Raw genomic sequence first — 26,821 nt, forward strand, 5'->3', positions numbered from 1 at the left:
CACGGTCCCCCATGAAATAGTATAACTCATAGGAAAAGAAAACACGTAAAAGAATCATTAAAAGTGCAAACAATCATATAAAAGGGTTTTCATTGTGATTTTTTGCGGCTATGATTTTCTTATAAAGCATAACACAATCATTTGAGAAGAGGAGTGGTAGCATGAGCAAATCGATTCATGAAATTACAAAAGAAAGTTGGTTGAAGGCGACATTTCCAGAATGGGGTACTTATTTAAACGAAGAAATTAATCAGACAACTGTGCTTCAAGGAACGGTTGCACTCTGGTGGCTTGGTTGTACAGGCATTTGGCTGAAAACGCATGAGAACACGAATATTTTATGTGATTTATGGTGTGGAACAGGAAAACAAACGCACGGGAACGGCTTAATGAAAAATGGCCATCAAATGATGCGCATGAGTGGTTGCCAAAAAATGCAACCTAATTTAAGAACACAACCTTTTGTGATTGATCCTTTTGAAATAAAAGAGGTTGATGCTTTAGTTGTCACACATATTCATTCAGACCATTTGGATATTCACACAGCTGCTGCTGTTCATCAAAATTGTCCTAAGGCTCTATTTATTGGTCCAAAAGAAGTAGTGAAAACATGGCAACGTTGGGGTGTTCCGGCAGAAAAAACACGGGTTATAGAGCCTGGTCAAGAAATAAAAGTGAATGATGTGAATGTAGTGGCCTTGGAAGCTTTTGATCGAACCGCGCTAATTACTTCTGATGATCCTGAAAATACATTTAAAGGTAAAATGCCTCAGGACATGAATGAACTAGCTGTCAATTATCTATTTGAAACCTCAGGTGGTACGGTATATCACGCCGGAGACTCTCATTATTCTAACTTGTTTGCGAAACATGGTAATCAATATGCAATTGATGTTTGCTTAGGAGCATATGGCGAAAATCCTCGCGGTATCACAGATAAAATAACTTCTGTTGATATGTTGAGAATGGCCGAATCTTTAAATGCGAAAGTAGTCATTCCTGTTCATTATGATATTTGGTCTAATTTTATGGCGGATCCAAAAGAAATCATGGAAATTTGGAAATTTAAAAAAGATCGTTTACATTATCAATTTAAACCATATATTTGGCAAGTGGGTGGCAAATTTGTTTATCCAGATGACAAAGACAACTTAGAATTTAACTTTGATCGTGGCTTTGATGATGTTTTTGTTAAAGAAAATGATACACCATTTCCTTCATTCTTGTAAGAAAGGCTGGATGTACAATGTTAACTTATTTTTGGGAGCAAGAGCTTATTCATTACCCTGATAAAGAACCGGTTAGTTGGCAAGAGGCGATTCAGGAAAGTTGTTTGATTTTACTCCAAAAACACATCATCGATCAGAGTTATGTCGATGAGATTATTCAGTGTGTCGAAACGTTTGGACCTTATATCATCATTGCTCCTGAAGTAGCCATGCCACATTCATCAGAGGAAAGCGCAGGCATTTTTGGAACGGCCATTTCTTTTACAAAATTTAAGCAAGCAGTCACTTTTGCTGGCGATCAAGAAGCGAAAACAGCAACATTATTTTTTACATTGGCAGCCCAAAATCCCGCCGAACATCTTGAAAATATTCAGCAATTGATGGATTTATTGATGACGGATAGCGTGATTGCTGACTTGTTAGAAACAAACACGCCAATGGATTTTAAAGAAGTTATGGAGAAATATCAATTATAGGGGGAAAAATCAATGGGGGAGTTCTTGTTAAATAGTTGGACTTATTTTGCTACGAACGTTTTAACACAGCCAGCATATTTGATTGGTTTCATTGTGTTATTAGGTTATCTCTTGTTACGGAGGCCCTTTTATGAATGTTTAGCAGGTTTTCTGAAAGCAACAGTTGGTTATTTTATTTTGAGTGTTGGTTCTGGTGGTTTGGTTAATAATTTTCGCCCTATTCTAGTAGGCTTGAAAGAGCGATTTAATTTACAGGCAATGGTTACCGATCCATATTTCGGGCAAAATGCAGTCGATGCTGGATTGATGAAAACCTTTGGACGAACCTTTGGTGATGTGATGATTTTGTTATTGATCGCATTTATTATGAATATTTTGTTGGTTCGTTTTCAAAAATATACAAAATTGAGAGCCGTTTTTACAACAGGGAATGTTCAGATTCAACAAGCAGCTACCGCTTTCTGGATTTTACTCTTTTGTTTTCCTAACTTAGGTAGAATCGAAGTACTAATTTTTATGGGCTTAATTCTTGGGTGTTATTGGGCAGTTGCTTCAAATTTAACGGTAGGGATTACGCAGGAATTAACAGAAGGTGCTGGTTTTGCGGTAGCCCATCAACAAATGTTTGGCATATTTATTTTTGCAAAATTAGCAGAATGGTTGAAAAAACGTGATCAAAAGAAACATCGTTCAGAGAAGGTCGATAAAAAATTGGAAGATATCGAATTACCAGGATTTCTATCCATTTTTAATGAAAATATGGTTGCTACGTCCATTTTGATGCTCTTTTTCTTTGGCATTATCTTGCTTGTTTTGGGACAAGATTATTTAATTCAAGCTAAATTTATGCAAGAAGGGCAGAGTTTCTTCTTTTATATCATGACCACTTCATTAAATTTTGCTGTCTATTTAGCTATCTTACAATTAGGCGTTAGAACCTTTGTCGACGAGTTGACGCAGTCATTCCAAGGGATTTCAAATACCATTTTACCAGGCGCTGTTCCTGGGATTGATGTAGCAGCGACTTTCGGATTTGGCTCGCCCAACGCAGTAACAATTGGGTTTCTCTTTGGCGCATTAGGCCAGTTTTTAATGATTGGCTTACTGATTCTATTAAAGTCTCCGACAATCGTTATTGCGGGTTTTATCCCATTGTTTTTTGATAACGCTGTCATAGCTGTTTATGCAAATAATCGTGGTGGAGTAAAAGCTGCTTGTTTATTCCCCTTCCTTTCAGGTTTAATCCAAGTAGGTGGCTCAGCTTTATTTGCTACATGGATTGGATTATCTCAATATGGCGGTTATTTGGGCATGTTCGATTGGGCAACAGCTTGGCCGTTATTTACAATCATTATGAAAGTTCTAGGCTATGTTGGCGTAGCAGTGGTGGTGATTGGGTTACTAATAATTCCGCAACTTCAGTATCGTAGAAATCCAGAAGGTTACTTTATGATTGTCAATGATTATGAACAATATGCTAAAAAATTTCAAGAGAATTAAAGGAGGAATTTAAAATGAGAATACTTGTTTCCTGTGCCAATGGTTCTGGCACGAGTCTAATGATGATGCGGAGTGTTGAAAAAGCAATGAAAGAACTAGGCGTACCGATTACAAAAATTCATCATTGCGCCATTTCAGAAGGAAAAAGCTCTGCTAGCCAATACGACGTTGTTTTTACTCCAGTCAATTTTTTACAAATGTTTCAGCAAGCAGAAAAACGTGGAGTCACAGTGATTGGCATTAAAAATGTAATGTCTGCAAAAGAAATTCAAGAAAAATATATGGCTTCAGATCGTTATCAAAAATCTGAATAAAAGGGTGGGAAAGATGAAAAGACCAAACTTACAAATCGCTTTAGATCATAATAGCTTAGAAGACGCTTTAGCAGATTGTATGAAAGTTGGAGAAATTGTCGATATTATCGAAGTTGGCACTATTTTGTGTTTACAAGAAGGCCAAAAAGCAATTCGTTGTTTAAAACGCATGTTTCCTAATAAAACGATTGTTGCTGATACAAAATGTGCTGATGCGGGCGGTACAGTTGCTCGTAATGTCGCACAAGCAGGCGCTGATTTCATGACGGTCATTTGTTGCGCCACCTTGCCAACGATGGCTGCAGCTCAAAAAGAAGTCCGAGAATTACAAGTAGAACTATATGGAGATTGGACAATGCAACAAGCTCGACAATGGCGAGAATTAGGGATTAATCAGGTGATTTATCATCAAAGTAGAGATGCTCTTTTAGCTGGCGGCAGCTGGGGAGAGAAAGATTTGAATAAAGTTCAAGAACTAATTGACTTAGGCTTTGAAGTGTCCGTCACAGGTGGTTTAACTGTCGAAACGCTTGAATTGTTTCAAACAATGGCAGTCGCAACATTTATTGCGGGCCGTGGGATTACTGAATCAAAAAATCCTGAACAAGCAGCCAAAGATTTTCAAAAAAAAATCGATCAGATTTGGAAGTGATAAAATGGCACGAATTGGACTGTATGAAAAAGCACTCCCGCAAAATTTAACTTGGGCAGAACGATTAACATGGGCCAAAAAGTTAGGGTTTGATTTTTTAGAAATGTCAATTGATGAATCCGATGAACGTTTAGCACGATTGGCTTGGACACCAAGCCAGTTACAAGAACTTTCTCAATTAATGGTGAAAGAAGATTTTTTTATCCATTCTTTGTGTTTAAGTGGTCATCGGCGGTTCCCTTTAGGCTCTTTAAATAAAGAAACACGTGAAAAAGGGCGGAAAATTTTATCTCAAGCGATTCGTTTGGCTCATCAATTAAACATACGGGTAATTCAAATAGCTGGCTATGACGTCTTTTACGAAGAAAAAACTGCTGAAACAAGGGAATTTTTTCTTCAAGGTCTGAAAAAGGGCGTTGAGGAAGCTGCACAATACGGTGTCATTCTGGCTGTTGAGATTATGGATGACCCTTTTATGAATAGCATACAAAAATTTCTAGAAATTAAGGAACAAATTCCGTCCCCTTTTTTGCATGTTTATCCTGATTTAGGTAATTTGTCTGCTTGGCCGGAAAATAATCCGGCGGTTGAGCTTGAAAAGGGAATTGCTGAAATCGCTGCTATTCACTTAAAAGATACCTTCGCTGTAACAGACACATTTGAAGGGAAGTTTCGGGAAGTTACTTTTGGAGAAGGCTGTGTTGATTTTACAGGCTTATTGAAAACACTCAAGCGGTTAAACTATAGTGGTCCTTTTTTAATTGAAATGTGGAATGAAACGGATTTGAATTTTCAAGAAAAAATTCAAGCCGCGCAGCAGTATCTCTATCCCAAATTAGCAGAGGTGGGTTATTATGAACAATAAAGCGATCATCCAAGCAATGAAACAACGTGTTTATGAAGCGAATCTGGCTTTGCCAAAACTGGGCTTAGTCAAATTAACGTGGGGCAATGTTAGTGAAATCAATCGGTCATTAGGAATTATCGTAATTAAACCAAGCGGCGTCAAATATCAAGAAATGACCAAGGAACAGATGGTAGTGACTGATTTAAAGGGACAACTATTGGAAACCAATGCATTAAAGCCGTCTTCTGATTTACCCACGCATCTTTATCTCTATCAAAAAATGCCAGAAATTGGAGCGATTGCGCACACGCACTCCCTGAATAGTGTTACGTGGGCTCAAGCAGGGCGAGCCTTACCTCCTTACGGTACCACCCATGCGGATGCTTTTTATGGCGCTGTACCTTGCACAAGAGCGCTCTATGAAAGTGAAATTAAAGAAAACTATGAAGAAGAGACTGGCAAAGTCATTGTTGAAACATTTCATGAACAAGAACTAGATCCTTTAGCAGTTCCAGGAGTGCTAGTTTATGGACATGGCCCATTTACTTGGGGAATGACTCCGGAAAAAGCAGTTGAAAACAGCTTGATTTTAGATGAAATCTGTTCAATGGCACGTTTGACGGAAATAATTAACCCAGCTGTTGAACCAATTGATCATTTTTTATTGGATAAACACTATCTTAGAAAACATGGGATTTCCGCTTATTATGGTCAGTGATGGCTGTGATGAAACGTGTGAAAAAGAAGGATAATTGACTGATTAATTGGTCTTTTATAAAAACTTAGTTGTCTGTTATGGGACAACTAAGTTTTTGTTTTTTTAAGAAAGCGTTCTCTTATTTTGGGGGAGAATAGAACAAAACGTTAATTTTCGTTTGTTAAGTTATGAAGAATTTGCGAATTCCAAGACTTTTTCCGCAGAATTAGGTACAATAAGTTACGTGTTAAAGAATTAGAAATGGAGGCAACCCAATCATGATAGGGACTGCTGTAAAAGAATTATTATTAGAAAAACAAGAAACGTTTTTAGTACCCGCCGAAAATGTCGCCAACGTAATGTGTTTAAATCCATTAAGTCATGCGGCATTAGTCTTATCGCAAGTTCGCTATTCCAAGATTCCTGTGTTAGATAAGGGAGATCGCTTTGTTGGCTTAATCGGCTTGACAGACGTTGTAGATAAAATGTTTGATTTGACTTCAGTGGATTTTGAAAAATTGAATGAATTTACTGTGGCCGATGTAATGGAAGTCAATGTTCCTGTAATTGGTGAATCGTGGGATTTAGAAGAAGTGTTACATTTATTAGTAGATGCTTCTTTTTTACCAGTGGTTGATGATAATCAACGCTTTAAAGGTATCATTACACGCAAAGAAATTTTAAAAGCGGTCAATCATATGGCGCATGAATTAGAAAAACATCATCTTGTTCTGCCTAAATCAGAAGAAGAAATGAAAGTAATTTAAATAAAACGCAAGAAACTCTTTACTTTTTTCTCATAAATGCGTTATTCTGTATGATAACACGAAGTAAAGGAGTGCTGTGATTGGACGCATATGAGATTATTCAGTATATTGGCGATGCCAAAAAGCAAACGCCTGTTAAAGTAACACTGAAAGGGCAATTAAAAGAAGTCACGTTTCCGGAAACAATTAAGGTCTTTAATAATTGTAAAACTGGGACATTGTTTGGCGATTGGGCTGACGTAAAACCTTTTTTAGAAGCAAACAAAGAAAAAATTGAGGATTATGTTGTAGAAAACGATGCACGTAACTCAGCAATTCCTTTTCTTGATTTGAAAGACATTAATGCTCGGATTGAACCAGGTGCTTTGATTCGCGAAAAAGTTGAAATTGGCGATCAAGCGGTGATTATGATGGGGGCTATTCTAAATATTGGCGCCGTCGTTGGTGCAGGGACTATGATTGATATGGGCGCTGTTTTAGGCGGTCGTGCAACTGTAGGGAAGCATTGTCATATTGGCGCAGGAACGGTTTTAGCTGGTGTCATTGAACCACCAAGTGCCGCACCTGTGGTTATTGAAAACGAGGTTGTCATTGGAGCGAATGCGGTCGTACTAGAAGGGGTTCGTGTTGGTGAAGGTGCCGTTGTGGCTGCTGGGGCAGTAGTTGTGGAAGACGTTCCAGCGCATACCGTTGTCGCAGGCGTGCCAGCAAAAGTAATTAAACAAATTGATGATAAAACCAAGAGTAAAACAGAGATTTTAGAAGAATTACGTAAACTCTAAAAATAAATTAGTCAGTCGCGATGAAGAAACTTCTTCATGGCGGCTTTCGATTACCCAAAAAATGAAGGAGTGGCTTTTGTGGAGCAAGAAGAATTAATTGCTATTAGACGGCAACTACATCAAATACCTGAAATCGGTTTAGAAGAAAAGGAAACACAAGCCTTTTTACTTAATGAAATTGATAAAATGAAGCAACCTTATCTGCAAGTTCGAACATGGCAAACGGGGATTTTAGTATTCATAGAAGGCAAAAATCCTCAGAAAACCATCGGCTGGCGTGCTGATATTGATGGTTTGCCTATTCAAGAGGAAGTGGTTTCTGCTTTTCAATCAAAACGACCAGGGTTTATGCATGCCTGTGGGCACGATTTTCACATGACAATCGGCTTAGGGGTTTTGAAAGAATTAAGTCAACAGCAACCAGACAATAACTTTTTATTTTTGTTTCAACCTGCTGAAGAAAATGAAGCAGGGGGGATGTTGATGTATGAAGATCACGCGTTTGGTGAGTGGTTACCTGATGAATTTTATGCGCTTCATGTTAATCCTGATTTGCCAGTCGGAACTATTAGTACCAGAGTAGGGACATTGTTTGCTGCCACTTGTGAAGTGAACATTACCTTAAAAGGAAAAGGTGGACATGCGGCTTTTCCGCATCAAGCAAATGATATGGTCTTGGCGGCCACCAATTTAATTCAGCAAGCGCAAACGATCGTTAGTCGAAATGTTGATCCTGTGGTCGGGGCAGTCGTTACCTTTGGGACTTTTCATGCAGGGACTGCCTGTAATGTGATTGCCGAAGAAGCAACTTTATCTGGTACAATTCGCACATTGACAGCAGAAACTAATGAACAAACGCAGCGAAGAATTCGCGAAATTAGTGAAGGTATTGCGCAATCTTTTCAATGTGAAGTAACTGTTCATCTTGATCAGAAAGGGTATTTACCTGTAGTGAATGAGCCAGCATGTACCACGAATTTGATTGAATACATGAGCAAACAAGCAACAGTTCAATTTCAACAAGCATCGGTTGCAATGACAGGTGAAGATTTTGGCTATCTATTGTCTAAAGTCCCAGGCACGATGTTTTGGTTAGGCGTGGCAAGTCCTTATAGCCTTCATTCTGCTAAGTTTGAACCGAACGAAGAGGCGTTATTGTTTGGAGTGGAGGCAGTTAGTGGCCTTTTAAAATCATTGGACAATTAGAAAAATAGCCACCAGATAACTAATAAGTATCTGGTGGCTGTTTTTTATTTTGCAATAATGGGCGTATTGGGAATCGTAAAACCGGCCTCTGTTAATGCTTTGATATATTGAGCTAGAAATTCTTCTTTGACCGCAAATTGTTTGCCGTTTAGTACATACATGGTCGTTCGTACCGCAAAGTTGCCATTGCCTAAATCGACCATACCAAAAATATCTGGCCCAGTTTGAATACTTTCGATATACTTTTCTTTTAACGTTTCATTGACTTCTGTAATCACTTCACAAATTTTTTCATAACCTTCTTCAGGATTGATGCGGACATCAATTAATACTTGCATATTGGCACGAGACAGGTTACTGATTGTGGTGATGTTTCGGTTTGGAATAAAATGAACAGTTCCATCAACCGCTTTAATTTGAGTGGTTCGTAATCCGACAGAAGTAACAGTTCCTTCAATATTTAACGCCAATAAGCGAATATAATCGCCTACATCCATTTGTTGTTCTAAAATAATGAAAAATCCGGTAATTAAGTCATTCATGAATCCTTGAGCCCCTAAACCAATGGCAACACCGGCAATTCCCGCTCCGGCTAATAATGAGCCAACAGGCACACCGACAATGGTCAAAAGAGAATAGATGAAGAAAAAGAACAGCGTATATTGAAATGCATTAATGATTAAAGTGTGTAATGTTTTTAAACGGCTTTCACTAAAATGTTGCTTTTTACTATAATTTGCATAGGTGCGATCAATTAAATATTTCCCGATTCGCTGAATGATAAAAAATAGAAAAATTAAAAATAAAATTGATAAACTTTTTTCAATTAAGGTAGCGACAATGGCATCCCAATTAATATTGTTCCAAAAGCGTTGTAGCGCGCTCACTTTTTTTACGGTCGCTTCTGCTAAATCAGGAGCAGAAGAATCGACTGTTTCAGTACTGGCTAAACCAAGTATCAACATAAAAATCCAACTTTCTCTAAAATTTCTTCTTTTAGTATACTAAATCTCTCGGCGAAAGGGGAAGAAAATAGAAAGTTTTTTTAAAGACTTAACATGTTTTTTTAGGAATGTTATAATTTTGTAAATAAATAATATATTTTATAATTTTGTTAAAGGTTGTGAGTGCTGCGTGAAAGTTTCAATTGAATGGGCAAAAAATGATTTACTTTCTAAATTACCTGTAACAATTTTTATTGATGAGCGATGTGCTACTCGCTTAACGGCTGACAAGCGACGAACATTCATCTTCCATAATCCAGTCGCTTTACGATTAGGGAGTCGTTTTTTTAGTAGTCAGATAATCGAAATTGCGGAATCATGTACATTGAAAGTTTCCTTTAATTGGTCCTGTGTTTATCTCTTTTGTATCTGGTTACTTGCAGTTAAACTGTGGATTGGAAGCGTTAGCGGTCGAACAATTGTAGTTGTGGCACTAATCGGAGTGCTGACCTATTGGCGTCGTTATTTATTGAAAATAAAGAAAATGACCTGACGAGTCGTGATTGTTTCGTGAAAGAAGAATGCGTAGTATACTAAAAGTAATGAAAATGAAGGGACTGAAGAAACACATGACTTTGGATAAAACAAAAAAATTAGCAAACGGCAATGAAATGCCACGCCTAGGTTTAGGCGTTTGGCGTGTAGAAGATGGCTCAGAAGCAACCAATTCAGTAAAATGGGCTTTAGAAGCGGGTTATCGCTTGATTGATACGGCAGCCGTTTATAAAAACGAAGCAGGGGTGGGCGAAGGCATTCGTCAATCGGGTATTCCCCGCGAAGAAATTTTCGTGACGACGAAATTATGGAATGAAGATCAAGGCTATGAAAATGCGATTAAAGCATTTGATAAAAGCTTAGAAAAATTAGGGTTAGACTATGTTGATTTATATTTAATTCACTGGCCTGTTGCTGGTAAATATAAAGAATCATGGAAAGCATTAGAAGAAATTTACGCAAGTGGTCGTGCCAAAGCAATTGGCGTTTCCAATTTTCATCAACATCATTTGGAAGATTTATTAACAGAAGCAAATGTTGTGCCAATGGTGGATCAAATTGAATTACATCCTACGTTAACACAAGAACCGCTACGAAAATATTTAGCCGAAAATAAGATTGCCGTGGAGGCTTGGTCTCCTCTAGGACAAGGTAATTTATTATCTGAACCAGTACTAGTGAAAATTGGTGAAAAATATGGTAAATCAGCGGCTCAAGTGATTATTCGTTGGCACTTACAAAATGATATTATCGTGATTCCCAAATCTGTTCACGAAAAAAGAATTCAGGAAAATTTTGCTGTCTTTGATTTTGAATTAACACCAGAAGAAATAACCGCAATTAATCAGTTAAATAAGGATCATCGTTTTGGTGCAGATCCAGATAATTTTGATTTTTAAGTATGATAGCAAGTAAAAACGGAGGGGCGAAAGACGTCCCTCCGTTTTTACTATAATTTTTGAACAAAGTAGTTAAAGAGTGCTTGGGATTTGGCATCACGTGCGTACATTAGTTCAGGATGCCATTGAACAGCTAATAAAGGCTGCTGTTCATTTGTTGATTCCACTGCTTCTGCAAGGCCATCAGAGGACCAAGCAGTAACGCGTAAATCTTTTCCTAAAGTATGTAGTGCTTGGTGATGGTACGAGTTGACTTGACCAGTTGTACCATATATGTTTGATAATTGACTGTCTGGTTCAACATCAATACGATGCGTCGCAAAGATTGGTTGAGTGGGTTGTTGTCCGTGCTTAACTGACCATTGAGGATACATCGATAAATCTTGATATAATGTGCCACCTAAAGCAACATTGACTAATTGCATTCCACGACAAACCGCAAAAATAGGTTTGTTTTGTTTTAAGGCTTCTTCAATTAGGGCTAACTCAAACTCGTCACGATCACGATTCGTTTCTTCTAATTTTATATGGGGTTCTTGTCCGTAAAATTCAGGGGCAACATCTTGACCGCCTGCTAAAAGTAGTTTATCAATTTGTTGTATATACGTAGCGGCTAATTCTTTGGGGCCAATTGGCAAAACGAGAGGAACGCCACCTGCGGCTTGAACAGCGCTAACAAAACCTTGTGGGGTGTAAGTCACTTGGTTACCGTGAAACACTTCAGCTGCCTGCAAAAGTTGATTGCCAGCGATTCCAATAATTTTTTTTGTCATAATAACATCACATCCTCAATAAATTCATACGTTCTATTGTAGCACTTTTTTTGAAAAAAGTGTTTGAGAAGAAGTCGAGACAAGTTTTGTCTCGGACAGCTCTCAAACACAAAAAGCTCAGTAAGTGAACAAGTGAAACTTTTTAACGTTCACGAATGACTTCGATTTTATAACCATCTGGGTCGACAACAAAGTAATAAGATGGTGCAGTTCCAGGTAAGCCTTTTAAGTCAGTGACAGTTAAGCCAGCCGCTTGATGTTTTTCGTGTAATCCTTCTAAATCATCTGTACTGATGGCGATATGACCATAACCGTTTCCTAAATCGTATGCTTCATGATCATAATTATAAGTTAGTTCTAGTTCGTAGTCGTCTCCTGGTAAAGTTAGATAAACCAAAGTAAATTTATTTTCTGGAAAATCACGACGGCGACTTTCTTCAAAATTGAAGGCTTTTTGATAGAAATCTAATGATGCCTCTAAATCTTTTACACGCACACATGTATGAGCCATTTTCATAGTTAAAAACTCCCTTTCAAACTTAATTATATTTCCAACGTTAATAGTAGCATAGATAAACGTGAAATGTAGAGAAAAACGCTTGGTTTCTGACTTGTTCTAAAGGAATTTCTCAGGTAAAATAGATGAAAAGAGAAGAGGTGCGCCAATGAAAACGCCAACGTTTGGAAAAAGAGAAGAGACATTGACCTATCAAACAAGATATGCTGCATACATTATTGTTTCAAAGCCAGAAAATAACACAATGGTTCTGGTACAAGCGCCAAATGGAGCTTATTTTTTACCAGGAGGCGAAATTGAAGGCACCGAAACGAAAGAAGAAGCGATCCATCGAGAAGTGCTAGAAGAATTAGGAATTAGTGTAGAAATTGGCCGTTATTTAGGGGAAGCTGATGAATATTTTTATTCGAACCATCGCCAAACTGCCTATTATAATCCTGGCTATTTTTATGTAGCGAATACTTGGCGGCAACTTAGCGAACCCTTAGAAAGGACCAATACTTTACACTGGGTTGCACCAGAAGAAGCAGTCCGTTTATTAAAAAGAGGAAGCCACCGTTGGGCCGTTGAAAAATGGCTAGCGGCAGCATCATAAAATAACAACGAATAACCCTCAATCTATGTTGATTAGATTGAGGGTTATTGTTATTGAAAAGAATGTTTAAATTAAAACCATTTTTTCAATAATTTGAGCGACACCATCTTCGTCATTACTAGTGGTATGCACATCGGCAATTGTTTTAACATTTTCTGTCGCATTGCCCATCGCAACACCAATCCCAGCGTAATCAATCATGGATAAGTCATTTTCATTGTCACCAATGGCCATCACTTCGTCTTTATTTAAGCCTAAATGGTCTGCCAATTTTGCTAGAGCATTACCTTTGCTAGCATTTTTATTCATGATTTCATAGTAAAAAGGCGTACTTTTAACAGTCGTATATTTTTCGGTAAAATGTAATGGTAATTTTGCAATGGCAGGATCTAAAACTTCCGGCTCATCAATCATCATCATTTTAATAATGTTCATCTCTGGTGTCATTTCATCCACCGTACGATATTTCAAAGGCATGTTCACTAAAGATGCTTCGTGAATCGTATATTTACCAATATTGCGATTGGCAGTGTAAATAGCGGAATCATCAATTGTATGCAAGTGAGCGCCGACTTTACGAGAATACATTTCAATTTCTAAAAAATCCTCATAACTCAAGGTATAGCGTGAAATAATCGCATTATCTTTGGTTGCTTGGACAAGCGAACCGTTGTAGGTAATCACGAAATCATTTTCACCATATAAGGCTAATTCATCCAATTGTTCTTTCACGCCTGGCAAAGGACGGCCTGTACATAAAACAATACGAACGCCTTGATCATTTGCTTTTTGGAGCGCTTCTTTGACCCGTGGGGTAATCTTGTGTTGTGAATTTAGCAATGTTCCGTCGATATCAATAGCAACTAACTTAATTGACATAGAATCCTCCTAGAAAACCTATTTTTTTAAAACTAACGCACCATTATGAATGTAACTTGAAAACTCACGATACGTCTCATCAAATAAATCGTAATGTTTTTTATTTCCTTGGTCAAGCATTTCTTTAGGGAAATAGAAACGTTCATCTCCTTGACTTTGACCAGCAAGTGCTGCAACTAGGGGACTGACCGTTGCCAATTCCACTAATGAGCCATCTTTTTGCATTAATTCAATTTGTGTACGATGACGGTCTTTATTTGGACGATAAAAATCGTAAGGTAAATCATAGCTTGAATTAATGGCAGTATAATATTTAGGGTTGAAACCAACTTTTTCAATCAATTCCCTTAAATAAGCAATCGTTGCTGCGCTCTCTTTTTCGTTCGTAAAGGTGGCTGACTTCAGAGGCTTACGCATAAGGAAACGTTTGGCTAAATCACCTAGAATTGAATCAGGCACATCCATCCATTGTGTAAAGTACGTAGAGAGGACGCCATCATCTAATTTTAAATATTCTTGTAAGGTGAAGTCCCCTTTAAAGAATGGTACAAGCAGAGAGGCTTGTAAATCATAGTCAAATTCGGGGTTTTCAAATAATTCTTTCGCCCGATGCAATAAATGATCAAGAATCACTTCCATCCCACGAGAAACAGGGTGGAAATAGACTTGGACATACATTTGGTAACGACTAACGATATAGTCTTCCACTGCATGCATCCCATTCATAGCAAAGGCAATGCCTCCTTTGTAGGGTCGAATCACACGTAAAATTCTAGTTAAATCGAAAGTTCCGTATTCCGTCCCTGTAAAGTAAGCATCACGTAACAGATAGTCCATGCGATCGGCATCAATTTGACTAGAAATCATTTGCACCACTTGAGGATTTGGGTATTGTTTAGTAATAACGCTGGCGACTTTTTCAGGAAAATCTGCCGAAACACGATTTAAAATTTGATAGACTTCCGTTTCTGGTGAGGTGATGATTTGGACCGTGATTGCTTCATGGTTTGTATCAAAAATATGCTCGAATGTATGTGAATAAGGACCATGACCGACATCATGTAATAAAGCTGCGCAAAGTGTAATCAGGCGCTCGTCGTCATTCCAGCCGTTTTCACCTAATCGTTCCACAGAGTAGTTACGTTGGAAAATCTCACAAATCCGACGTGTAATTTCGTAAACACCCAAAGAATGGGAAAAACGACTATGTTCGGCACCGTGAAACGTAAAAGAAGAAGTACCTAGTTGCTTAATGCGACGTAATCGTTGCACTTCAGCAGAATTAATAAGGTCTAAAATCACTTGATGTTGGACATGAATATAATTATGGACGGGATCACGGAAAACTTTTTCGATTGGTAATCGTTGCTCTTTATACGGAATCGTCATACGATCTCTCCTTTAATTAAGGCGTTTCGTTGCGCCATTTTTTCCAGCTGGACAGTTAAATTTGTTTGAAACCATTCTGAGGTTATAATTAGTTCGGTTAAGTTTGGATCAATAGATTTTTCAAATTGTTGAGGTAATGCTTCGATTAAACGGGTTTTTACGGCGTCTATTGTTAATGGAGTCTCTATCAGGGTTTCTAAATTTGCCATCACTGTTGGATCAACGGGTGGATAGCCATTTTCACCAAATTGTTCTTGTAAGCCAGCAAGGTAAAAGTTTCGAACCACTTCTCCACGAGCAAGTTGATTGCCGTTAACGCTGATGTAAATCATGACAGCAATACCGTCTTTGACGCGTCGTTGGGCAATCCCAGCAAACTTTTGACCGCCAATACTTAAATCATAAGTACCGGGACAATAGGATGTAGTAATTTCAAAGGCGTCAATCTCTTTCTCCGGAAAACTCTGACGGAGCCAAGCCCACATTAATTCATAAGCCGCATCGATACTTAATTTGTGTTCAGAATTATTTGGTAAAATAAGTGAAACATTTAAAATACCCGAATCGGCAATCACCCCTAAACCGCCGGCATTGCGAACGACTACAGAATAATCGTTTTCTTGCAGAGAAGTGATGCCTTCTTTTAGATGTGGTACACGGGTATCTTTCATGCCAAGAATCATTGCTTGATCCAATTGCCAGAAATGAATGATTGGTTGGTGCTGCATTCCTGAAAAAGTAGTTAAAACATCGGTCAAGGCAAAAGGTAAAAAATAGTCACTGTTTGTTAAACAACCTGAATCAAGGAGCATAAATGATTCGGTGTGAAGGGGAAAAGTTGTGCTCATAAAAAACGTCCTGTCTATTTATAATTACGTCATTTAATACGTTTATTTTCTTACTCTCTCTTATATTATATACAAAAAACGCAAAAAAGCATGTTATATAAACGAATTCTGAAGGAATTCTCTAAAATAGTAAACGGTTTTCTTATTAAATAGATGAAACAAATGCTTGCAACCCGTGAAAAGAGCTTATACAATAAGAAAAGGTACATAAACAAGGAAAAATTGACTTTAGTTGACAAATACATTGAAAAAGTCAACAATAAGAAAGTTATATTTTGGAAAAGGAGTGACCATTATGGATTTATCAACAGGCGTTCCTGTATCGATTCAACTAAAAACGATTGTCCAACAAGGCAATGAACAAAAAGATTTTTTCTTTGACTTAGAAGGTCAATTAGTAAAAATGGGTGATACATTATACATTCGTTACAAAGAAGAATTATTAGAGGATACAGAACCAACCCCCGTAACCATTAAAATTGAACCAGACGGGCATGTTCAGCTGATTCGTGCCGGCGAATTACGGATGCGTTTAAGATTTGGCTATCAGGAAAAATTAGATACAAGTTATCGAACCCCTTATGGCTTGCTACAGATTAGTACGTTTACACATAATTTACGTGTTAGTTTAAAAGATCAACCAATGTCTGGTAAGATTTTAGTTGATTATGATTTATACTCTCAAACAGAGCGAATCGGAGAATATCATTTAGAATTAGAATTTACTGCATAAATATTGCAGAATAGAATTGATTTTTTTTCAATGTTTTTGTATGATAAGGAGTAGACTGTGAAAGGACGTGTACCTCTTGGAAATTAATGTATTTGAAGGGTTAAACAAAAAAGAATTATCCATGATTGAAGTAGCACACGCTATTTTAGAACAACATGCAGATGTAATGGATTTTTCTGATTTAGTTAACCAAATCCAAAATTATCTTGGCAAGTCTGATAGTGAAATTCGTGACCAATTAGCACAATTTTATACAGATTTAAACATCGACGGTAGCTTTATCTCATTGGGAGACAATCGTTGGGGCTTACGTTCATGGTATCCAATCGATTCAATCGATGAAGAAGTTACACATGGCTTGGAAGAAGACGAAGAAGATGCACCACGTCGTAGAAAACGTAAAAAAGTAAATGCCTTCATCACTAATCCAAACGATGAAGATGTAATTGACTATAACGATGACGATCCAGAAGATGCTGAATTAACAAATGATGATGAAGAAGACATCTTGTACGATGATGAAGAAGATGAAGATGAAGAAATCAAAGCATACAACTCTGACTTACAAGAGATTGGTGCAGATTCAGACGATGATGAAGAAGACATTCCGCAAATCGAAGAAGATTTAACGATCATTGATGACGATGATGTTGAAGATGAAGACGATTTTGATGACGAATATTCTGAAGAGTAAGAAACCAAAAAGCTTGATTCCTAAGAAGGAGTCAAGCTTTTTAGTTGAATGCTTAAGAAAAATGAGAAAATAGAAAAAATTATTTTCTTGAATAGAAGTACTTGACCTGATGTCCGTTTGCTTGTATTATACTACTTGGGCACCTTTAAGAAGGTCAGAAGTTTGAACGAACTTACAAGCTCCCTATTCGTAATGGATAGGGAGCTTTTCTATTTTTGTTTCTTTTTTATTTGGAGAAACGTAAGAGTCTCAAAGTTGTTTTACTTCTCTCTACAAAATATTATCAAAGAAAGGGTTTTTAACTATTATGACAAAATACATCTTTGTTACAGGTGGCGTGGTTTCTTCTATCGGAAAAGGGATTGTCGCAGCATCTTTAGGACGATTATTAAAAAATCGTGGATTAAAAGTAACGATTCAAAAATTCGATCCATATATTAATGTGGATCCGGGGACAATGAGTCCTTACCAACATGGAGAGGTTTTTGTCACAGATGATGGTGCCGAAACAGATTTGGACTTAGGTCACTATGAACGTTTTATTGATATTAACTTAAATAAATACTCAAACGTAACCACTGGGAAAATTTATTCAGAAGTCTTACGTAAAGAACGTAAAGGGGAATACTTAGGTGCAACAGTGCAAGTTATTCCACACATTACCAATGAAATCAAAGAAAAAATCATGCGTGCAGCGAAAATGACGGATGCCGATGTGATTATCACAGAAGTAGGTGGTACTGTCGGCGACATCGAATCATTACCTTTCCTAGAAGCGTTGCGTCAAATGAAAGCTGATATGGGTAGTGACAACGTAATGTACATCCATACAACCTTGATTCCTTACTTAAAAGCGGCTGGCGAAATGAAAACTAAACCAACACAACATAGTGTCAAAGAATTAAGAAGTTTAGGGATTCAACCAAATATTTTAGTGGTCCGTACGGAATTACCTGTTTCTCAAAACACTAAAAACAAATTAGCACAATTCTGTGATGTTAATCCAGAAGCGGTAATTGAATCTCGGGATGTTGAAACATTATACTCCATTCCATTAGCACTTCAAGCACAAAACATGGATCAAATTGTTTGTGATCATTTAAAATTGGACGCACCGGCTGCAGATATGACTGAGTGGCGTGCATTAGAAGAGAAAGTTCTTAACTTGAAAAAGAAAACAAAAATTGCGCTGGTTGGTAAATATGTTGAATTACCAGATGCCTATATTTCTGTTGTAGAAGCATTAAAACATGCTGGGTTTGATTTTGATTCAGATATCGAAATTGATTGGGTTGATTCACAAGAATTAACTGCTGAAAATGTCGCTGAAAGAATTGGTTCAGCAGATGGTATTTTGGTTCCTGGTGGTTTTGGTGATCGTGGAATTGAAGGAAAAATTGAAGCGATTCGTTTTGCTCGCGAAAATGACGTACCATTCCTTGGTATTTGTTTAGGTATGCAAATGGCCTGTGTAGAATTTGGTCGTAACGTTGTGGGCTTAGAAGATGCTGGTTCTGCAGAAACTAATCCTGACGTGACAAATAACATTATTGATTTAATGGCAGATCAAGAAAACATCGAGAATTTAGGTGGCACACTACGTTTAGGTTTATATCCATGTAAATTGAAAAAAGGAACGAAAACTGCGGCAGCATACGGAAATGAAGATGTTGTCCAAGAACGTCACCGTCATCGTTATGAATTTAACAACAAATATCGTCAATTATTTGAAGAAAATGGCTTAGTTTTCTCTGGAGTTTCACCAGATAATCGTTTAGTTGAGATTGTTGAAATTCCTGAAAAACAATTCTTTGTGGCTTGTCAATTCCACCCAGAATTAATTTCTCGTCCAAATCGCCCACAACGCTTAATCAAAGGATTTGTTGGTGCAGCTTTGGCAAATAAAGAAAGTAAATAAGCAAAAATGGACGAAGTGATTCAGTTCACTTCGTCCATTTTTAATCTAAAAAAGTACGGGGCTCATGGTGAGCCCCGTACTTTTTATGCTGCTTTATTTTCATCTGGTTTAGAACTACTTTCAGGTGGTTGCGGCGGTTCTTGTGAACTAGAACTTGATGGTTCAGGTGGTTGTTCCGATGTTGCCGGTTGCTCTGCTGAGGAAGAGCTTGCCGGTTGTTCGGTTGAGGGTGGCGCTTCAGAGGAAGAAGGCGCACTTTCTGAACTAGAACTTGATGAACTTTCCGCTTCTTTTGTGGAAGAGGATTCCACCGTACTGCTAGATTCCGGCTGTGGTGCTGAAGAGGTAGTACTTGGTAAAACTTGTACATTTGGTACCTCATAGGCATCTTTCACGTATAATTCATTACCTACCCGCACAACACTGTCTGGCTGCACCCAGTCATCGTTTGAAACATTTTGAGACAAGTAACTCATTATTTCACGATAAACATCCGAGGCAATCCCATAGTATTCTTGATAGATTGGTGTATTTCGATCATTGTATCCAGTCCAAACAGAAACGGCATAGTGTGTTGTATAACCAACAAAGGTACTATCCGGGGCAATTCCTTTTTCTGTTGTCCCCATTCGTGCTAAATCTTCATCAGTATAGTTAGAAGTCCCTGTTTTGGCCGCTTGGATTAAGCCTGGAATGGCGCCGTTAAATCCTGTTCCGCCGTTTAAAACATCTTTTAACATATCCGTCATCATATAGGCGGTAGAGTCTTTCATCGCACGTTTACCATCAGGTTGATAATCAACGCTAGTTCCATCATTGAAAACGACTTTGTTTACGTAATACGGTTTGTTGTAAATCCCGTTATTGGCGAAAGCCGCATAAGCTGCTGCTAACTTCAATGAGGAAATCCCGTATTTATCGCCATCTACATCGCTTGTGTTACTTGAAATGGCATTCGACGCTTCTAAGTTTTTATAGTCAATTCCTAGCCCTTTAATGAAAGGCATGATGTTTTCTTTACCAACTTCATCAAACGTCTGGACCGCGGTGGTGTTACGAGAACCCATAATCGCACGGCGCATAGTAATGACGCCTTGATATGTTAAATCAGAGTTGAAGACATCAATGTCGGTACCAGGATATTTCGTTGGTTTATCCACCATGAGGCGACCTGTCGAATAATTTAAATTCTCAATTGCGGGACCATAATCCATGATTGGTTTCACGGTTGAACCAACATCACGTTGGGTGTTAACAGCTAAATTGTTTCCTAATTGCACATCATCAGGAATGTGACGACCACCAATTTGTGCTCGGACCTGTCCAGATGCAACATCAATAACGGTTGAAGCTACTTGCATTTTATCATCTGGAAACGCAACGTATTGATCACTGTTGACAATATCGTAAAGTTGTTTTTGGGCATTCATATCTAAGTTTGTGTAGATATCTAGTCCGTCTGTGTAAACATTTTTACCAGTTTTGGCTTTCACTTCATTGATTACTTCTTTGACATAATTATCTACGACTTTTCGATTGTCATCACTGGCTTTTAATGGCACTAAGCCTTCATCGATTGGGGTAGCTTTAGCTTTTTCGTACTCTGCTTTCGAGATTTTTTTATTGTCGTACATTGTGTAAAGTACAACATCCCGACGTTCTTTAGCAGTATCTGGTTTTGTATAGGGATCGTATGAGTTTGGCGCTTGTGGCATTCCTGCCAGTAGGGCCGTTTGTGGTAAATCAAGTTCAGATAAATGTTTACCATAATAATTTTCAGCCGCTGTTTCCATTCCATAAAAACCATTCGCCATGTAGACTTTGTTAATGTAGTAAGTTAAAATTTCTTCTTTTGATTTTTCACGTTCTAAACGAACAGCCATCCATGCTTCTTGTGCTTTCCGTTTCAAGGTTTGGTCAGATTCTTTTGTAGAGAAGTAAGACAATTTAATTAATTGTTGGGTTAAGGTACTTCCGCCTTGTAATCCACCATTTTTGACATTTGAAAGGGCAGAACCGATAATCCGAATCGGATCCACACCAATGTGTTTATAGAAACGACGGTCTTCGACAGAAACAATGGCATCTTTTAATAATTGAGGCACATCATTTGGTTGAATTAATTCACGCTTTTCTGCGCCTAAATCCTCAAAAATTTCATTATTAATATCGTAAAGCTTCGATGAAACTGTCGCATTCAGTTTGTCATCTTCTAATTTTGGGGCTTGTCGTGCATAGAACCAAAAAAGACCAACGCCTGCTAAAAAAGCGACCATCCCAGCGATAAGTAAGCCAAGAAAGATTTTTAAAACAAGCCGTTTTTTCTTTTTCGGCGGTTGTGTCTTTTTCTTGTAACTCGACTTCGATGAGGTGTTGGATGCATGTCTAGCAGCTCGCGAGCCTGAATTTGCGGTTGGCATAAATAGCAACTCCTTTGTTATACTTTCAAAACTTTATGAATCTAGTGTGTCTGAATATATTGTTCCACTGCGTCGAGATAAGGGATTCGCGGTGCGATTCCAAAAGATAATTCAATTCCTTCTTTCTCGATGAGTGCAAGCGGCATAGATTTTTTTCCAGTAACTGCTTGGTTTTTCCAATGCGTTATTAGATTTTCACCACTAAAAAAGAAGCAGCGTTTTAAGCTTGAAAACCATAATAGCACAAAACAAATCCCTTGTTGTGCTATACATTGTTCCATATGATCAATTTGATGTTGATGAAAATTTTTAAAGGGAAAGGACGTGGTATTTTTCGTTTCTTTCGCTTCAAAATCTATGTAACGGCCTTGATATACACCGTTATAATCAGTCGTTGAAGCTTGTCTAAAGTAGGCCTCCTTAATAACAGCCGCACTTCGTTTGGGATAATCTACTTTAACAATTTGAACAGGAGTGGGTTTCTTATGAACGACTGCTTGCTTATTCAATAGATAATATTGATTGCTTTGATTGATCGCTTCTTCGAAATCCATCCCACGATTACCAAATTCAACGGGGCGTTTCTTTTTTACTTGTTTTTTTGGTGATTGTGCTTCATGATGATTATAAGGTATTCCGTTAGGATAATGGAACGTCACGTTTATCACACTCCTAGCCTGTATTATACCAAAAAAAAGACCTGAAAGAAAAGGGATGACTTATGGAAATGATAAAAACCCTCTATGTCACCGGTTATCGCAGCTTTGAATTGGGGATATTTCAAGGAAAAGACCCGAAAATCACAGTTATTAAAAATGTCTTAAAAAAAGAGTTAGCCAGTTATATTGAAGCGGGAGTAGAATGGATTTTGATTTCTGGCAATTTAGGTGTTGAACTTTGGACAGCTGAAGTAGTTGGGGAATTAAAAACGGAATATCCAGAAATCCAGCTAGGTTTGCTTTATCCATTTAAAGACTTTGGCAATAATTGGAATGAACAAAATCGAGAACTGTTAACGAAAGCGGAAAGTTTGGCTGATTATATCAACTCAGTAAGTCACCAGCCCTATCAATCGCCAGCACAATTAAAAATGCATACAAAATTTCTTTTGGAACATTCTGGGGGCAGCTTACTTATTTATGACAAAGAGTACCCTGGCAAAACGGAGTATTTTTTAAAGGACGCACAACATTTTTCGGAACGAGAACCCTATGATATTCGCTTAATTACAATGGATGATTTACAAAACTCGGTGATTGATTAGAGAATCTGTTTGATTTTCTAGCTATTTTTCGTTACAATAGTATTTGTGGAACTATGAAATTTTCTATCGTAAATAAACAAATGAGGTGTAAACATGGCAAATTTAGTATATAGTCCTAAAGACATTTTACAAAAAGAATTTAAAACGAAAATGATGAACGGGTATGACCCAATTGAAGTAGACGAATTTTTAGACAATGTTATTAAAGACTACGAAGCTTATAATAAAGAATTATTAAGCTTGCAAGAAGAAAACAGCCGCTTAATGGCAAAATTAGACCAATTATCAAAAGCCCAACCAACGCCTCGTGTTGCTCAAGAAGTACCAAAAAGTGCAGCAGTGACCAACTTTGATATTTTAAAACGTTTATCAAACTTAGAGCGTGAAGTTTTTGGTAAAAAGTTAGATGAAACACCTTCAACACCTGTAACTCCTTCTGCACCGTCAATGCCTGCAGAACCAGCGAATCATGATGTTGATAATGCACAAACACGTCAATTTTAACAAGACAATTTAAGTCAAGTTTTCACGAGGAACAGAAAGCATTTGTTAGAATAGCGGACACTTGTTTTAGTGTATAAATTTTTGCTGTTCGTTTAAACAGATTTGTAATTTTCGGGTGATCGCGGTTTGCTTTTGCAAGCTGAGGAAAGTCCATGCTCGCACAAGCTGAGATGCTTGTAGTGTTCGTGCTTAGCGAAATCATAAGCTAAGGTACTCTTTTAGAGTAACGGCAGGAAAAATGACTAAGGTTTCGACTATGTCAAAGTATCCTTGAAAGTGCCACAGTGACGAAGCGATGTGGGAAACTCCATCGGTGGAACGCGGTAAACCCCTCGAGCGAGCAACCCAAACAATGGTAGGGGCGCTCTTCTAAAGGAAATGAACGAGTAGAAGAGGCAGAGTTTACTCTGCAGATAGATGATGACCGTCACCAATTTTTCCTGAAGAATTGGTGATACAGAACATGGCTTATAGAAAATTACAAGTAATTCAGGAAGACCTTCCAACGTAGTTGTGAAGGCTTTTTTTACGAAAAGAATAAAAAAATGTTAAAATAAAGAAACTGAGATAAAAGTAGTAAGCTGTCTGTTCTAAAGAGGCCGGGACAGGACCGTTTAGTTCAGAGAAAGCGGACAATTATAAAAAACAAGCGGAGCAGTAGTCGGCAGGACTGTTAGCTCCAGACAATAAAAAAGAGTCAAGAAGGAGTTTTTATGACGAAAGAAAAAACATTCAAACTTGTTGCAACGGCTGCTAGTGGCTTAGAAGCATTAGTTGGAAAAGAATTGCGTGATTTAGGGATTCCCTGTGAAGTAGAAAATGGCCGGGCCGTCTTTGAAGGCACTGTTGAAACAATTGCTACTGCCAATTTATGGCTACGGACAGCAGATCGGATTAAAATCGTCGTTGGCGAATTTAACGCCTATAGTTTTGATGAATTATTTGAAAAAGTTAAAGCACTTCCTTGGGAAGATTATTTGCCTTTAGATGCAGAATTTCCAGTTGCAGGTAAATCAATTAAGTCAAAATTGTATAGTGTTCCTGATTGCCAAGCCATCACCAAAAAAGCCATTGTTAACCGTTTAAGAGAAGTTTACCATCGTCCAGCGACGGTGCCTTTAACCGAAACAGGAGCTTTGTTTAAATTAGAAGTGGCTCTGTTAAAAGATAAAGTGACGTTGACGTTGGACACGACTGGACCAAGTTTATTTAAACGAGGCTATCGCATTGAAAAGGGGGGCGCACCTCTTAAGGAAAACATGGCAGCTGCTTTAGTGATGTTGACCAATTGGCGCAAAGATCGTCCTTTTTATGATCCAGTTTGTGGTTCTGGAACAATTTGTATTGAAGCAGCATTAATTGGCCATAACATTGCCCCTGGCTTTAATCGTAGTTTCACTTGTGAAACATGGGATTGGGTTGATCCAGCGATTTTTGAAAAAGTACGTAACGAAGCCGAGGCAAAGGCAGACTACGATGTTGAATTAGATATCTGTGGTTCAGATGTTGATGGGCGAATGATTGAAGTCGCACGAGCGAATGCTGAGGAAGTTGGTTTAGGTGATTCAATTACCTTTAAACAATTGGCATTAAAAGATTTTACAACCGAGAAGGAATATGGTGTAATGGTAGCTAACCCGCCTTATGGTGAGCGTTTAGGAGAAGAGGAAAGTGTTCGTCGTTTGTATAAAGAAATGGGCCATGTTTTCCGTCCGTTAACTACTTGGAGCAAGTATATACTGACGAGTGATCTTGCTTTTGAAGAATATTATGGTGCCAAAGCTACTAAAAAACGGAAGCTTTACAACGGAGCCTTACGAACAGATTTATTCCAATACTGGGGAACACGTCCACCAAGAAAACCACGGGAAGACTAAGAAAGCTGGTGTAAAAAAATGAAGGAAGCTGTATTTTTACAAGAAGTGAAAGAAATTCAATTACTAAAAAATGCCTTGACATTATTAGACTGGGATTCATCAACTGGGATGCCAGAAAAAAGTAGTCCTTTTCGAGGAGAAGTAGAAGGGTATTTAACCGGATTATATTTTGAACGAAGTATTGGCCCAGTTATTCAAGAAGCATTGGCCTATTTTGAGACACGCCCTGAAGAATTATCTGAATTAGGGAAACTGGTTTTTGAAAAAGTAAAAGAAGAATATGCTTTGAATAAAAATGTTCCAGCTGAACGTATGCAAGAATATGTTAAAGTATTAAACCAAGCACATACAGATTGGCTAAAAGCACGCGCTGCACAAGATTTCGGCTTGTTAGAAGAAACCTTAACGAAGGTCGTTGCGTTCCAAAAAGAGTTCATTCCTTATTGGCAAAAAGAAGAAAAAACTCCGTATGATGTGTTATTAAATCAATTTGAACCAGGGATGACGGTTGAGAAACTAGACCAAGTATTCGACCAAGTAAAACAAGGGATTCAAGAGATTCGGACCGTTTTAGCAGAAAAAGGTACGCCGCCTAGAACTGACTTTTTATCTAGAAAAATGACCAAAGAACAACAACGCCGTTTTGTGATTGGTGTGGTTGAGCAATTAGGCTATGATTTTTCAAAAGGCCGATTAGATGATACAGTTCATCCATTTATGACAGCTCTAAATCGAAATGATGCGCGGATTACTACGCGCTGGGAAGAAAATAATTTCTCAATGGCAACATTTGGTGTGATTCATGAAGCGGGTCATGGGATGTACGAACAAAATTTTGATCCTAAATTTGACTTTACGCCGCTAAGCGAAGGTGCCTCTATGGGGATTCACGAATCACAATCGCTCTTTAATGAAATTATCATTGGTAGCAACCGGGCTTTTTGGCAAAAACAATACCCGTTTTTCCAAGAATGCGCAGAAGGTACTTTTGATGATATTGCTTTTGAAGATTTCTATGCTTCTTTAAAAGAAACGAAAGCAAGTTTGATTCGGATTGATTCCGATAGTCTCACCTATCCTTTGCATATCATTATTCGTTATGAAATTGAAAAAATGTTATTTAATGGTTCTTTGGAAGTCGCTGATTTGCCAAAAGTGTGGAACGAAAAATACCAAGAGTACTTAGGCGTATCACCTGAAAATGATTTAGAAGGTGTCCTTCAAGATGTTCATTGGTCTGGAGGTAGCTTTGGTTATTTCCCATCTTATGCCTTGGGTTATATGTACGCCGCGCAACTATTTCACGCAATGAAACAAGAATTATCTGTTGATGAAATTTTAGCTTCGGAGGATTATTCTGATATCCGTAAATGGTTAACACAACATATTCATCAGTACGGCGCTTCACGTAAACCAAATCAATTAATTTATGATGCAACGGGAGAAGAATTGAATCCTAGTTATTTAATTGATTATATGAAAGCTATTTATTTTGATGTTTATCAAGTGCAATAAGTGAAACAAGCAAGGGGAAGTGGACAA

28 protein-coding genes and 1 other RNA gene are annotated in these 26,821 nt (G+C 37.9%); 21 read left to right on the forward strand and 8 right to left on the reverse strand.

The genetic code is table 11. The features are described from left to right. Positions 1 to 161 precede the first annotated feature (161 nt). The 10 genes from ulaG to IGL13_RS04550 all read left to right on the forward strand — a co-directional run bounded on the left by ulaG (position 162) and on the right by IGL13_RS04550 (position 8,470). Positions 162 to 1,229 carry an L-ascorbate 6-phosphate lactonase gene (gene ulaG, locus IGL13_RS04505; protein WP_002378184.1) on the forward strand — a complete coding sequence of 356 codons (1,068 nt, stop codon included), beginning with the start codon at positions 162 to 164 and terminating at the stop codon, positions 1,227 to 1,229. A gap of 17 nt (positions 1,230 to 1,246) precedes the next feature. Beyond that, on the forward strand, positions 1,247 to 1,705 hold the full coding sequence (locus IGL13_RS04510) for a PTS sugar transporter subunit IIA (RefSeq protein ID WP_002378185.1): 459 nt from the start codon (positions 1,247 to 1,249) through the stop codon (positions 1,703 to 1,705). A gap of 12 nt (positions 1,706 to 1,717) precedes the next feature. Then, on the forward strand, positions 1,718 to 3,205 hold the full coding sequence (locus IGL13_RS04515; RefSeq protein WP_002361608.1) for a PTS ascorbate transporter subunit IIC: 1,488 nt from the start codon (positions 1,718 to 1,720) through the stop codon (positions 3,203 to 3,205). A gap of 14 nt (positions 3,206 to 3,219) precedes the next feature. Further along, a complete protein-coding gene (locus tag IGL13_RS04520; RefSeq protein WP_002358018.1) occupies positions 3,220 to 3,519 on the forward strand; it encodes a PTS sugar transporter subunit IIB in 300 nt (99 codons plus the stop codon). Between the two features lie 13 nt (positions 3,520 to 3,532). Next, on the forward strand, positions 3,533 to 4,171 hold the full coding sequence (locus IGL13_RS04525) for a 3-keto-L-gulonate-6-phosphate decarboxylase UlaD (RefSeq protein WP_002401348.1): 639 nt from the start codon (positions 3,533 to 3,535) through the stop codon (positions 4,169 to 4,171). 4 nt (positions 4,172 to 4,175) lie between these two features. After that, complete coding sequence (locus tag IGL13_RS04530) at positions 4,176 to 5,036, forward strand: L-ribulose-5-phosphate 3-epimerase (protein WP_002358016.1); 861 nt, start codon at positions 4,176 to 4,178, stop codon at positions 5,034 to 5,036. Further along, on the forward strand, positions 5,026 to 5,736 hold the full coding sequence (locus tag IGL13_RS04535; RefSeq protein ID WP_002378186.1) for an L-ribulose-5-phosphate 4-epimerase: 711 nt from the start codon (positions 5,026 to 5,028) through the stop codon (positions 5,734 to 5,736). The genes IGL13_RS04530 and IGL13_RS04535 overlap by 11 nt, the downstream gene beginning before the upstream one ends. 257 nt (positions 5,737 to 5,993) lie before the next feature. Then, the gene (gene cbpB, locus IGL13_RS04540) at positions 5,994 to 6,482 is read left to right on the forward strand and encodes a cyclic-di-AMP-binding protein CbpB (RefSeq protein WP_002358013.1); all 489 of its coding nucleotides are present in this window, start codon (positions 5,994 to 5,996) and stop codon (positions 6,480 to 6,482) included. Between the two features lie 80 nt (positions 6,483 to 6,562). After that, positions 6,563 to 7,264, forward strand: coding sequence for a 2,3,4,5-tetrahydropyridine-2,6-dicarboxylate N-acetyltransferase (gene dapD, locus IGL13_RS04545; protein WP_002358012.1), 702 nt, complete (start codon positions 6,563 to 6,565; stop codon positions 7,262 to 7,264). 36 nt (positions 7,265 to 7,300) lie between these two features. Next, the gene (locus IGL13_RS04550) at positions 7,301 to 8,470 is read left to right on the forward strand and encodes an N-acetyldiaminopimelate deacetylase (RefSeq protein ID WP_194180153.1); all 1,170 of its coding nucleotides are present in this window, start codon (positions 7,301 to 7,303) and stop codon (positions 8,468 to 8,470) included. A 44-nt stretch (positions 8,471 to 8,514) separates the two neighbouring features. Here the strand turns inward: IGL13_RS04550 and IGL13_RS04555 are convergent, their stop codons facing one another. After that, complete coding sequence (locus tag IGL13_RS04555; RefSeq protein WP_002382128.1) at positions 8,515 to 9,435, reverse strand: mechanosensitive ion channel family protein; 921 nt, start codon at positions 9,433 to 9,435, stop codon at positions 8,515 to 8,517. A gap of 169 nt (positions 9,436 to 9,604) precedes the next feature. On the opposite strand from IGL13_RS04555, the gene IGL13_RS04560 reads away from it, so the two are divergent. Then, positions 9,605 to 9,967 carry a hypothetical protein gene (locus tag IGL13_RS04560; protein WP_002358008.1) on the forward strand — a complete coding sequence of 121 codons (363 nt, stop codon included), beginning with the start codon at positions 9,605 to 9,607 and terminating at the stop codon, positions 9,965 to 9,967. A 28-nt stretch (positions 9,968 to 9,995) separates the two neighbouring features. Further along, the gene (locus IGL13_RS04565; RefSeq protein WP_002382129.1) at positions 9,996 to 10,868 is read left to right on the forward strand and encodes an aldo/keto reductase; all 873 of its coding nucleotides are present in this window, start codon (positions 9,996 to 9,998) and stop codon (positions 10,866 to 10,868) included. 50 nt (positions 10,869 to 10,918) lie between these two features. On the opposite strand, the gene IGL13_RS04570 is transcribed toward IGL13_RS04565, so the two are convergent. Further along, complete coding sequence (locus IGL13_RS04570) at positions 10,919 to 11,641, reverse strand: gamma-glutamyl-gamma-aminobutyrate hydrolase family protein (protein ID WP_002358005.1); 723 nt, start codon at positions 11,639 to 11,641, stop codon at positions 10,919 to 10,921. Positions 11,642 to 11,783: 142 nt separating this feature from the next. Beyond that, a complete protein-coding gene (gene gloA, locus IGL13_RS04575) occupies positions 11,784 to 12,158 on the reverse strand; it encodes a lactoylglutathione lyase (RefSeq protein ID WP_002358003.1) in 375 nt (124 codons plus the stop codon). A 148-nt stretch (positions 12,159 to 12,306) separates the two neighbouring features. Between gloA and IGL13_RS04580 the strand changes: the two genes are divergently transcribed. Then, on the forward strand, positions 12,307 to 12,753 hold the full coding sequence (locus IGL13_RS04580; RefSeq protein WP_002363716.1) for an NUDIX hydrolase: 447 nt from the start codon (positions 12,307 to 12,309) through the stop codon (positions 12,751 to 12,753). A gap of 66 nt (positions 12,754 to 12,819) precedes the next feature. Here IGL13_RS04580 and yidA read toward each other — a convergent pair whose 3' ends face one another. From yidA to IGL13_RS04595, 3 genes are read right to left on the reverse strand one after another with little or no spacing between them, the layout of a single operon-like run. After that, positions 12,820 to 13,632, reverse strand: a complete 813-nt coding sequence (gene yidA / locus IGL13_RS04585) for a sugar-phosphatase (RefSeq protein ID WP_002360571.1) — start codon at positions 13,630 to 13,632, stop codon at positions 12,820 to 12,822. 18 nt (positions 13,633 to 13,650) lie between these two features. After that, positions 13,651 to 15,021, reverse strand: coding sequence for a dNTPase (locus IGL13_RS04590; RefSeq protein ID WP_002357999.1), 1,371 nt, complete (start codon positions 15,019 to 15,021; stop codon positions 13,651 to 13,653). Next, positions 15,018 to 15,833: a lipoate--protein ligase family protein gene (locus IGL13_RS04595; RefSeq protein WP_002401349.1), complete on the reverse strand. Its 816-nt coding sequence runs from the start codon at positions 15,831 to 15,833 to the stop codon at positions 15,018 to 15,020. Before IGL13_RS04595 ends, IGL13_RS04590 begins: the two co-directional genes overlap by 4 nt. A 331-nt stretch (positions 15,834 to 16,164) precedes the next feature. On the opposite strand from IGL13_RS04595, the gene IGL13_RS04600 reads away from it, so the two are divergent. The 3 genes from IGL13_RS04600 to IGL13_RS04610 all read left to right on the forward strand — a co-directional run bounded on the left by IGL13_RS04600 (position 16,165) and on the right by IGL13_RS04610 (position 19,214). Beyond that, positions 16,165 to 16,602 (forward strand): DUF1934 domain-containing protein, encoded by a 438-nt coding sequence (locus IGL13_RS04600; RefSeq protein WP_002382132.1) that lies wholly within the window; start codon positions 16,165 to 16,167, stop codon positions 16,600 to 16,602. A gap of 76 nt (positions 16,603 to 16,678) precedes the next feature. Continuing rightward, complete coding sequence (gene rpoE, locus IGL13_RS04605) at positions 16,679 to 17,296, forward strand: DNA-directed RNA polymerase subunit delta (protein ID WP_002357996.1); 618 nt, start codon at positions 16,679 to 16,681, stop codon at positions 17,294 to 17,296. A gap of 307 nt (positions 17,297 to 17,603) precedes the next feature. Then, on the forward strand, positions 17,604 to 19,214 hold the full coding sequence (locus tag IGL13_RS04610) for a CTP synthase (RefSeq protein ID WP_002357995.1): 1,611 nt from the start codon (positions 17,604 to 17,606) through the stop codon (positions 19,212 to 19,214). Positions 19,215 to 19,297: 83 nt separating this feature from the next. On the opposite strand, the gene IGL13_RS04615 is transcribed toward IGL13_RS04610, so the two are convergent. Together IGL13_RS04615 and recU are read right to left on the reverse strand one after the other, a co-directional pair. Beyond that, positions 19,298 to 21,634, reverse strand: coding sequence for a PBP1A family penicillin-binding protein (locus tag IGL13_RS04615; protein WP_002360569.1), 2,337 nt, complete (start codon positions 21,632 to 21,634; stop codon positions 19,298 to 19,300). Positions 21,635 to 21,675: 41 nt separating this feature from the next. After that, positions 21,676 to 22,293 (reverse strand): Holliday junction resolvase RecU, encoded by a 618-nt coding sequence (recU, locus tag IGL13_RS04620; RefSeq protein WP_002388848.1) that lies wholly within the window; start codon positions 22,291 to 22,293, stop codon positions 21,676 to 21,678. A 62-nt stretch (positions 22,294 to 22,355) separates the two neighbouring features. Here recU and IGL13_RS04625 point away from each other — a divergent pair, with 62 nt between their 5' ends. From IGL13_RS04625 to IGL13_RS04645, 5 genes are all read left to right on the forward strand, one after another. Then, positions 22,356 to 22,898, forward strand: a complete 543-nt coding sequence (locus IGL13_RS04625; RefSeq protein WP_070415908.1) for a DUF1273 domain-containing protein — start codon at positions 22,356 to 22,358, stop codon at positions 22,896 to 22,898. 93 nt (positions 22,899 to 22,991) lie between these two features. Then, entirely contained in the window at positions 22,992 to 23,402 is a 411-nt protein-coding gene (gpsB, locus tag IGL13_RS04630; protein WP_002363721.1) for a cell division regulator GpsB, read from the forward strand. A gap of 107 nt (positions 23,403 to 23,509) precedes the next feature. Beyond that, an RNA gene (gene rnpB, locus IGL13_RS04635) (RNase P RNA component class B) lies at positions 23,510 to 23,878 on the forward strand. 237 nt (positions 23,879 to 24,115) lie between these two features. Further along, the gene (locus tag IGL13_RS04640; protein ID WP_002357989.1) at positions 24,116 to 25,279 is read left to right on the forward strand and encodes a THUMP domain-containing class I SAM-dependent RNA methyltransferase; all 1,164 of its coding nucleotides are present in this window, start codon (positions 24,116 to 24,118) and stop codon (positions 25,277 to 25,279) included. 18 nt (positions 25,280 to 25,297) lie between these two features. After that, complete coding sequence (locus tag IGL13_RS04645) at positions 25,298 to 26,794, forward strand: carboxypeptidase M32 (protein ID WP_002377826.1); 1,497 nt, start codon at positions 25,298 to 25,300, stop codon at positions 26,792 to 26,794. The last annotated feature ends 27 nt before the right edge of the window (positions 26,795 to 26,821 follow it).

Source organism: Enterococcus sp. DIV1937, assembly GCF_050535975.1.
In the GTDB taxonomy this organism is placed as follows: Bacteria; Bacillota; Bacilli; order Lactobacillales; family Enterococcaceae; genus Enterococcus; species Enterococcus faecalis.

Bases quoted from the DNA above. Each gene is read 5' to 3' on its own strand.
- ulaG (WP_002378184.1), top strand. From the start codon at position 162: ATGAGCAAATCGATTCATGAAATTACAAAAGAAAGTTGGTTGAAGGCG.
- IGL13_RS04510 (WP_002378185.1), top strand. From the start codon at position 1,247: ATGTTAACTTATTTTTGGGAGCAAGAGCTTATTCATTACCCTGATAAA.
- IGL13_RS04515 (WP_002361608.1), top strand. From the start codon at position 1,718: ATGGGGGAGTTCTTGTTAAATAGTTGGACTTATTTTGCTACGAACGTT.
- IGL13_RS04520 (WP_002358018.1), top strand. From the start codon at position 3,220: ATGAGAATACTTGTTTCCTGTGCCAATGGTTCTGGCACGAGTCTAATG.
- IGL13_RS04525 (WP_002401348.1), top strand. From the start codon at position 3,533: ATGAAAAGACCAAACTTACAAATCGCTTTAGATCATAATAGCTTAGAA.
- IGL13_RS04530 (WP_002358016.1), top strand. From the start codon at position 4,176: ATGGCACGAATTGGACTGTATGAAAAAGCACTCCCGCAAAATTTAACT.
- IGL13_RS04535 (WP_002378186.1), top strand. From the start codon at position 5,026: ATGAACAATAAAGCGATCATCCAAGCAATGAAACAACGTGTTTATGAA.
- cbpB (WP_002358013.1), top strand. From the start codon at position 5,994: ATGATAGGGACTGCTGTAAAAGAATTATTATTAGAAAAACAAGAAACG.
- IGL13_RS04550 (WP_194180153.1), top strand. From the start codon at position 7,301: ATGGCGGCTTTCGATTACCCAAAAAATGAAGGAGTGGCTTTTGTGGAG.
- IGL13_RS04555 (WP_002382128.1), bottom strand. From the start codon at position 9,435: ATGTTGATACTTGGTTTAGCCAGTACTGAAACAGTCGATTCTTCTGCT.
- IGL13_RS04565 (WP_002382129.1), top strand. From the start codon at position 9,996: ATGCGTAGTATACTAAAAGTAATGAAAATGAAGGGACTGAAGAAACAC.
- IGL13_RS04570 (WP_002358005.1), bottom strand. From the start codon at position 11,641: ATGACAAAAAAAATTATTGGAATCGCTGGCAATCAACTTTTGCAGGCA.
- gloA (WP_002358003.1), bottom strand. From the start codon at position 12,158: ATGAAAATGGCTCATACATGTGTGCGTGTAAAAGATTTAGAGGCATCA.
- IGL13_RS04580 (WP_002363716.1), top strand. From the start codon at position 12,307: ATGAAAACGCCAACGTTTGGAAAAAGAGAAGAGACATTGACCTATCAA.
- yidA (WP_002360571.1), bottom strand. From the start codon at position 13,632: ATGTCAATTAAGTTAGTTGCTATTGATATCGACGGAACATTGCTAAAT.
- IGL13_RS04590 (WP_002357999.1), bottom strand. From the start codon at position 15,021: ATGACGATTCCGTATAAAGAGCAACGATTACCAATCGAAAAAGTTTTC.
- IGL13_RS04595 (WP_002401349.1), bottom strand. From the start codon at position 15,833: ATGCTCCTTGATTCAGGTTGTTTAACAAACAGTGACTATTTTTTACCT.
- IGL13_RS04600 (WP_002382132.1), top strand. From the start codon at position 16,165: ATGGATTTATCAACAGGCGTTCCTGTATCGATTCAACTAAAAACGATT.
- IGL13_RS04610 (WP_002357995.1), top strand. From the start codon at position 17,604: ATGACAAAATACATCTTTGTTACAGGTGGCGTGGTTTCTTCTATCGGA.
- IGL13_RS04615 (WP_002360569.1), bottom strand. From the start codon at position 21,634: ATGCCAACCGCAAATTCAGGCTCGCGAGCTGCTAGACATGCATCCAAC.
- IGL13_RS04625 (WP_070415908.1), top strand. From the start codon at position 22,356: ATGGAAATGATAAAAACCCTCTATGTCACCGGTTATCGCAGCTTTGAA.
- gpsB (WP_002363721.1), top strand. From the start codon at position 22,992: ATGGCAAATTTAGTATATAGTCCTAAAGACATTTTACAAAAAGAATTT.
- IGL13_RS04640 (WP_002357989.1), top strand. From the start codon at position 24,116: ATGACGAAAGAAAAAACATTCAAACTTGTTGCAACGGCTGCTAGTGGC.
- IGL13_RS04645 (WP_002377826.1), top strand. From the start codon at position 25,298: ATGAAGGAAGCTGTATTTTTACAAGAAGTGAAAGAAATTCAATTACTA.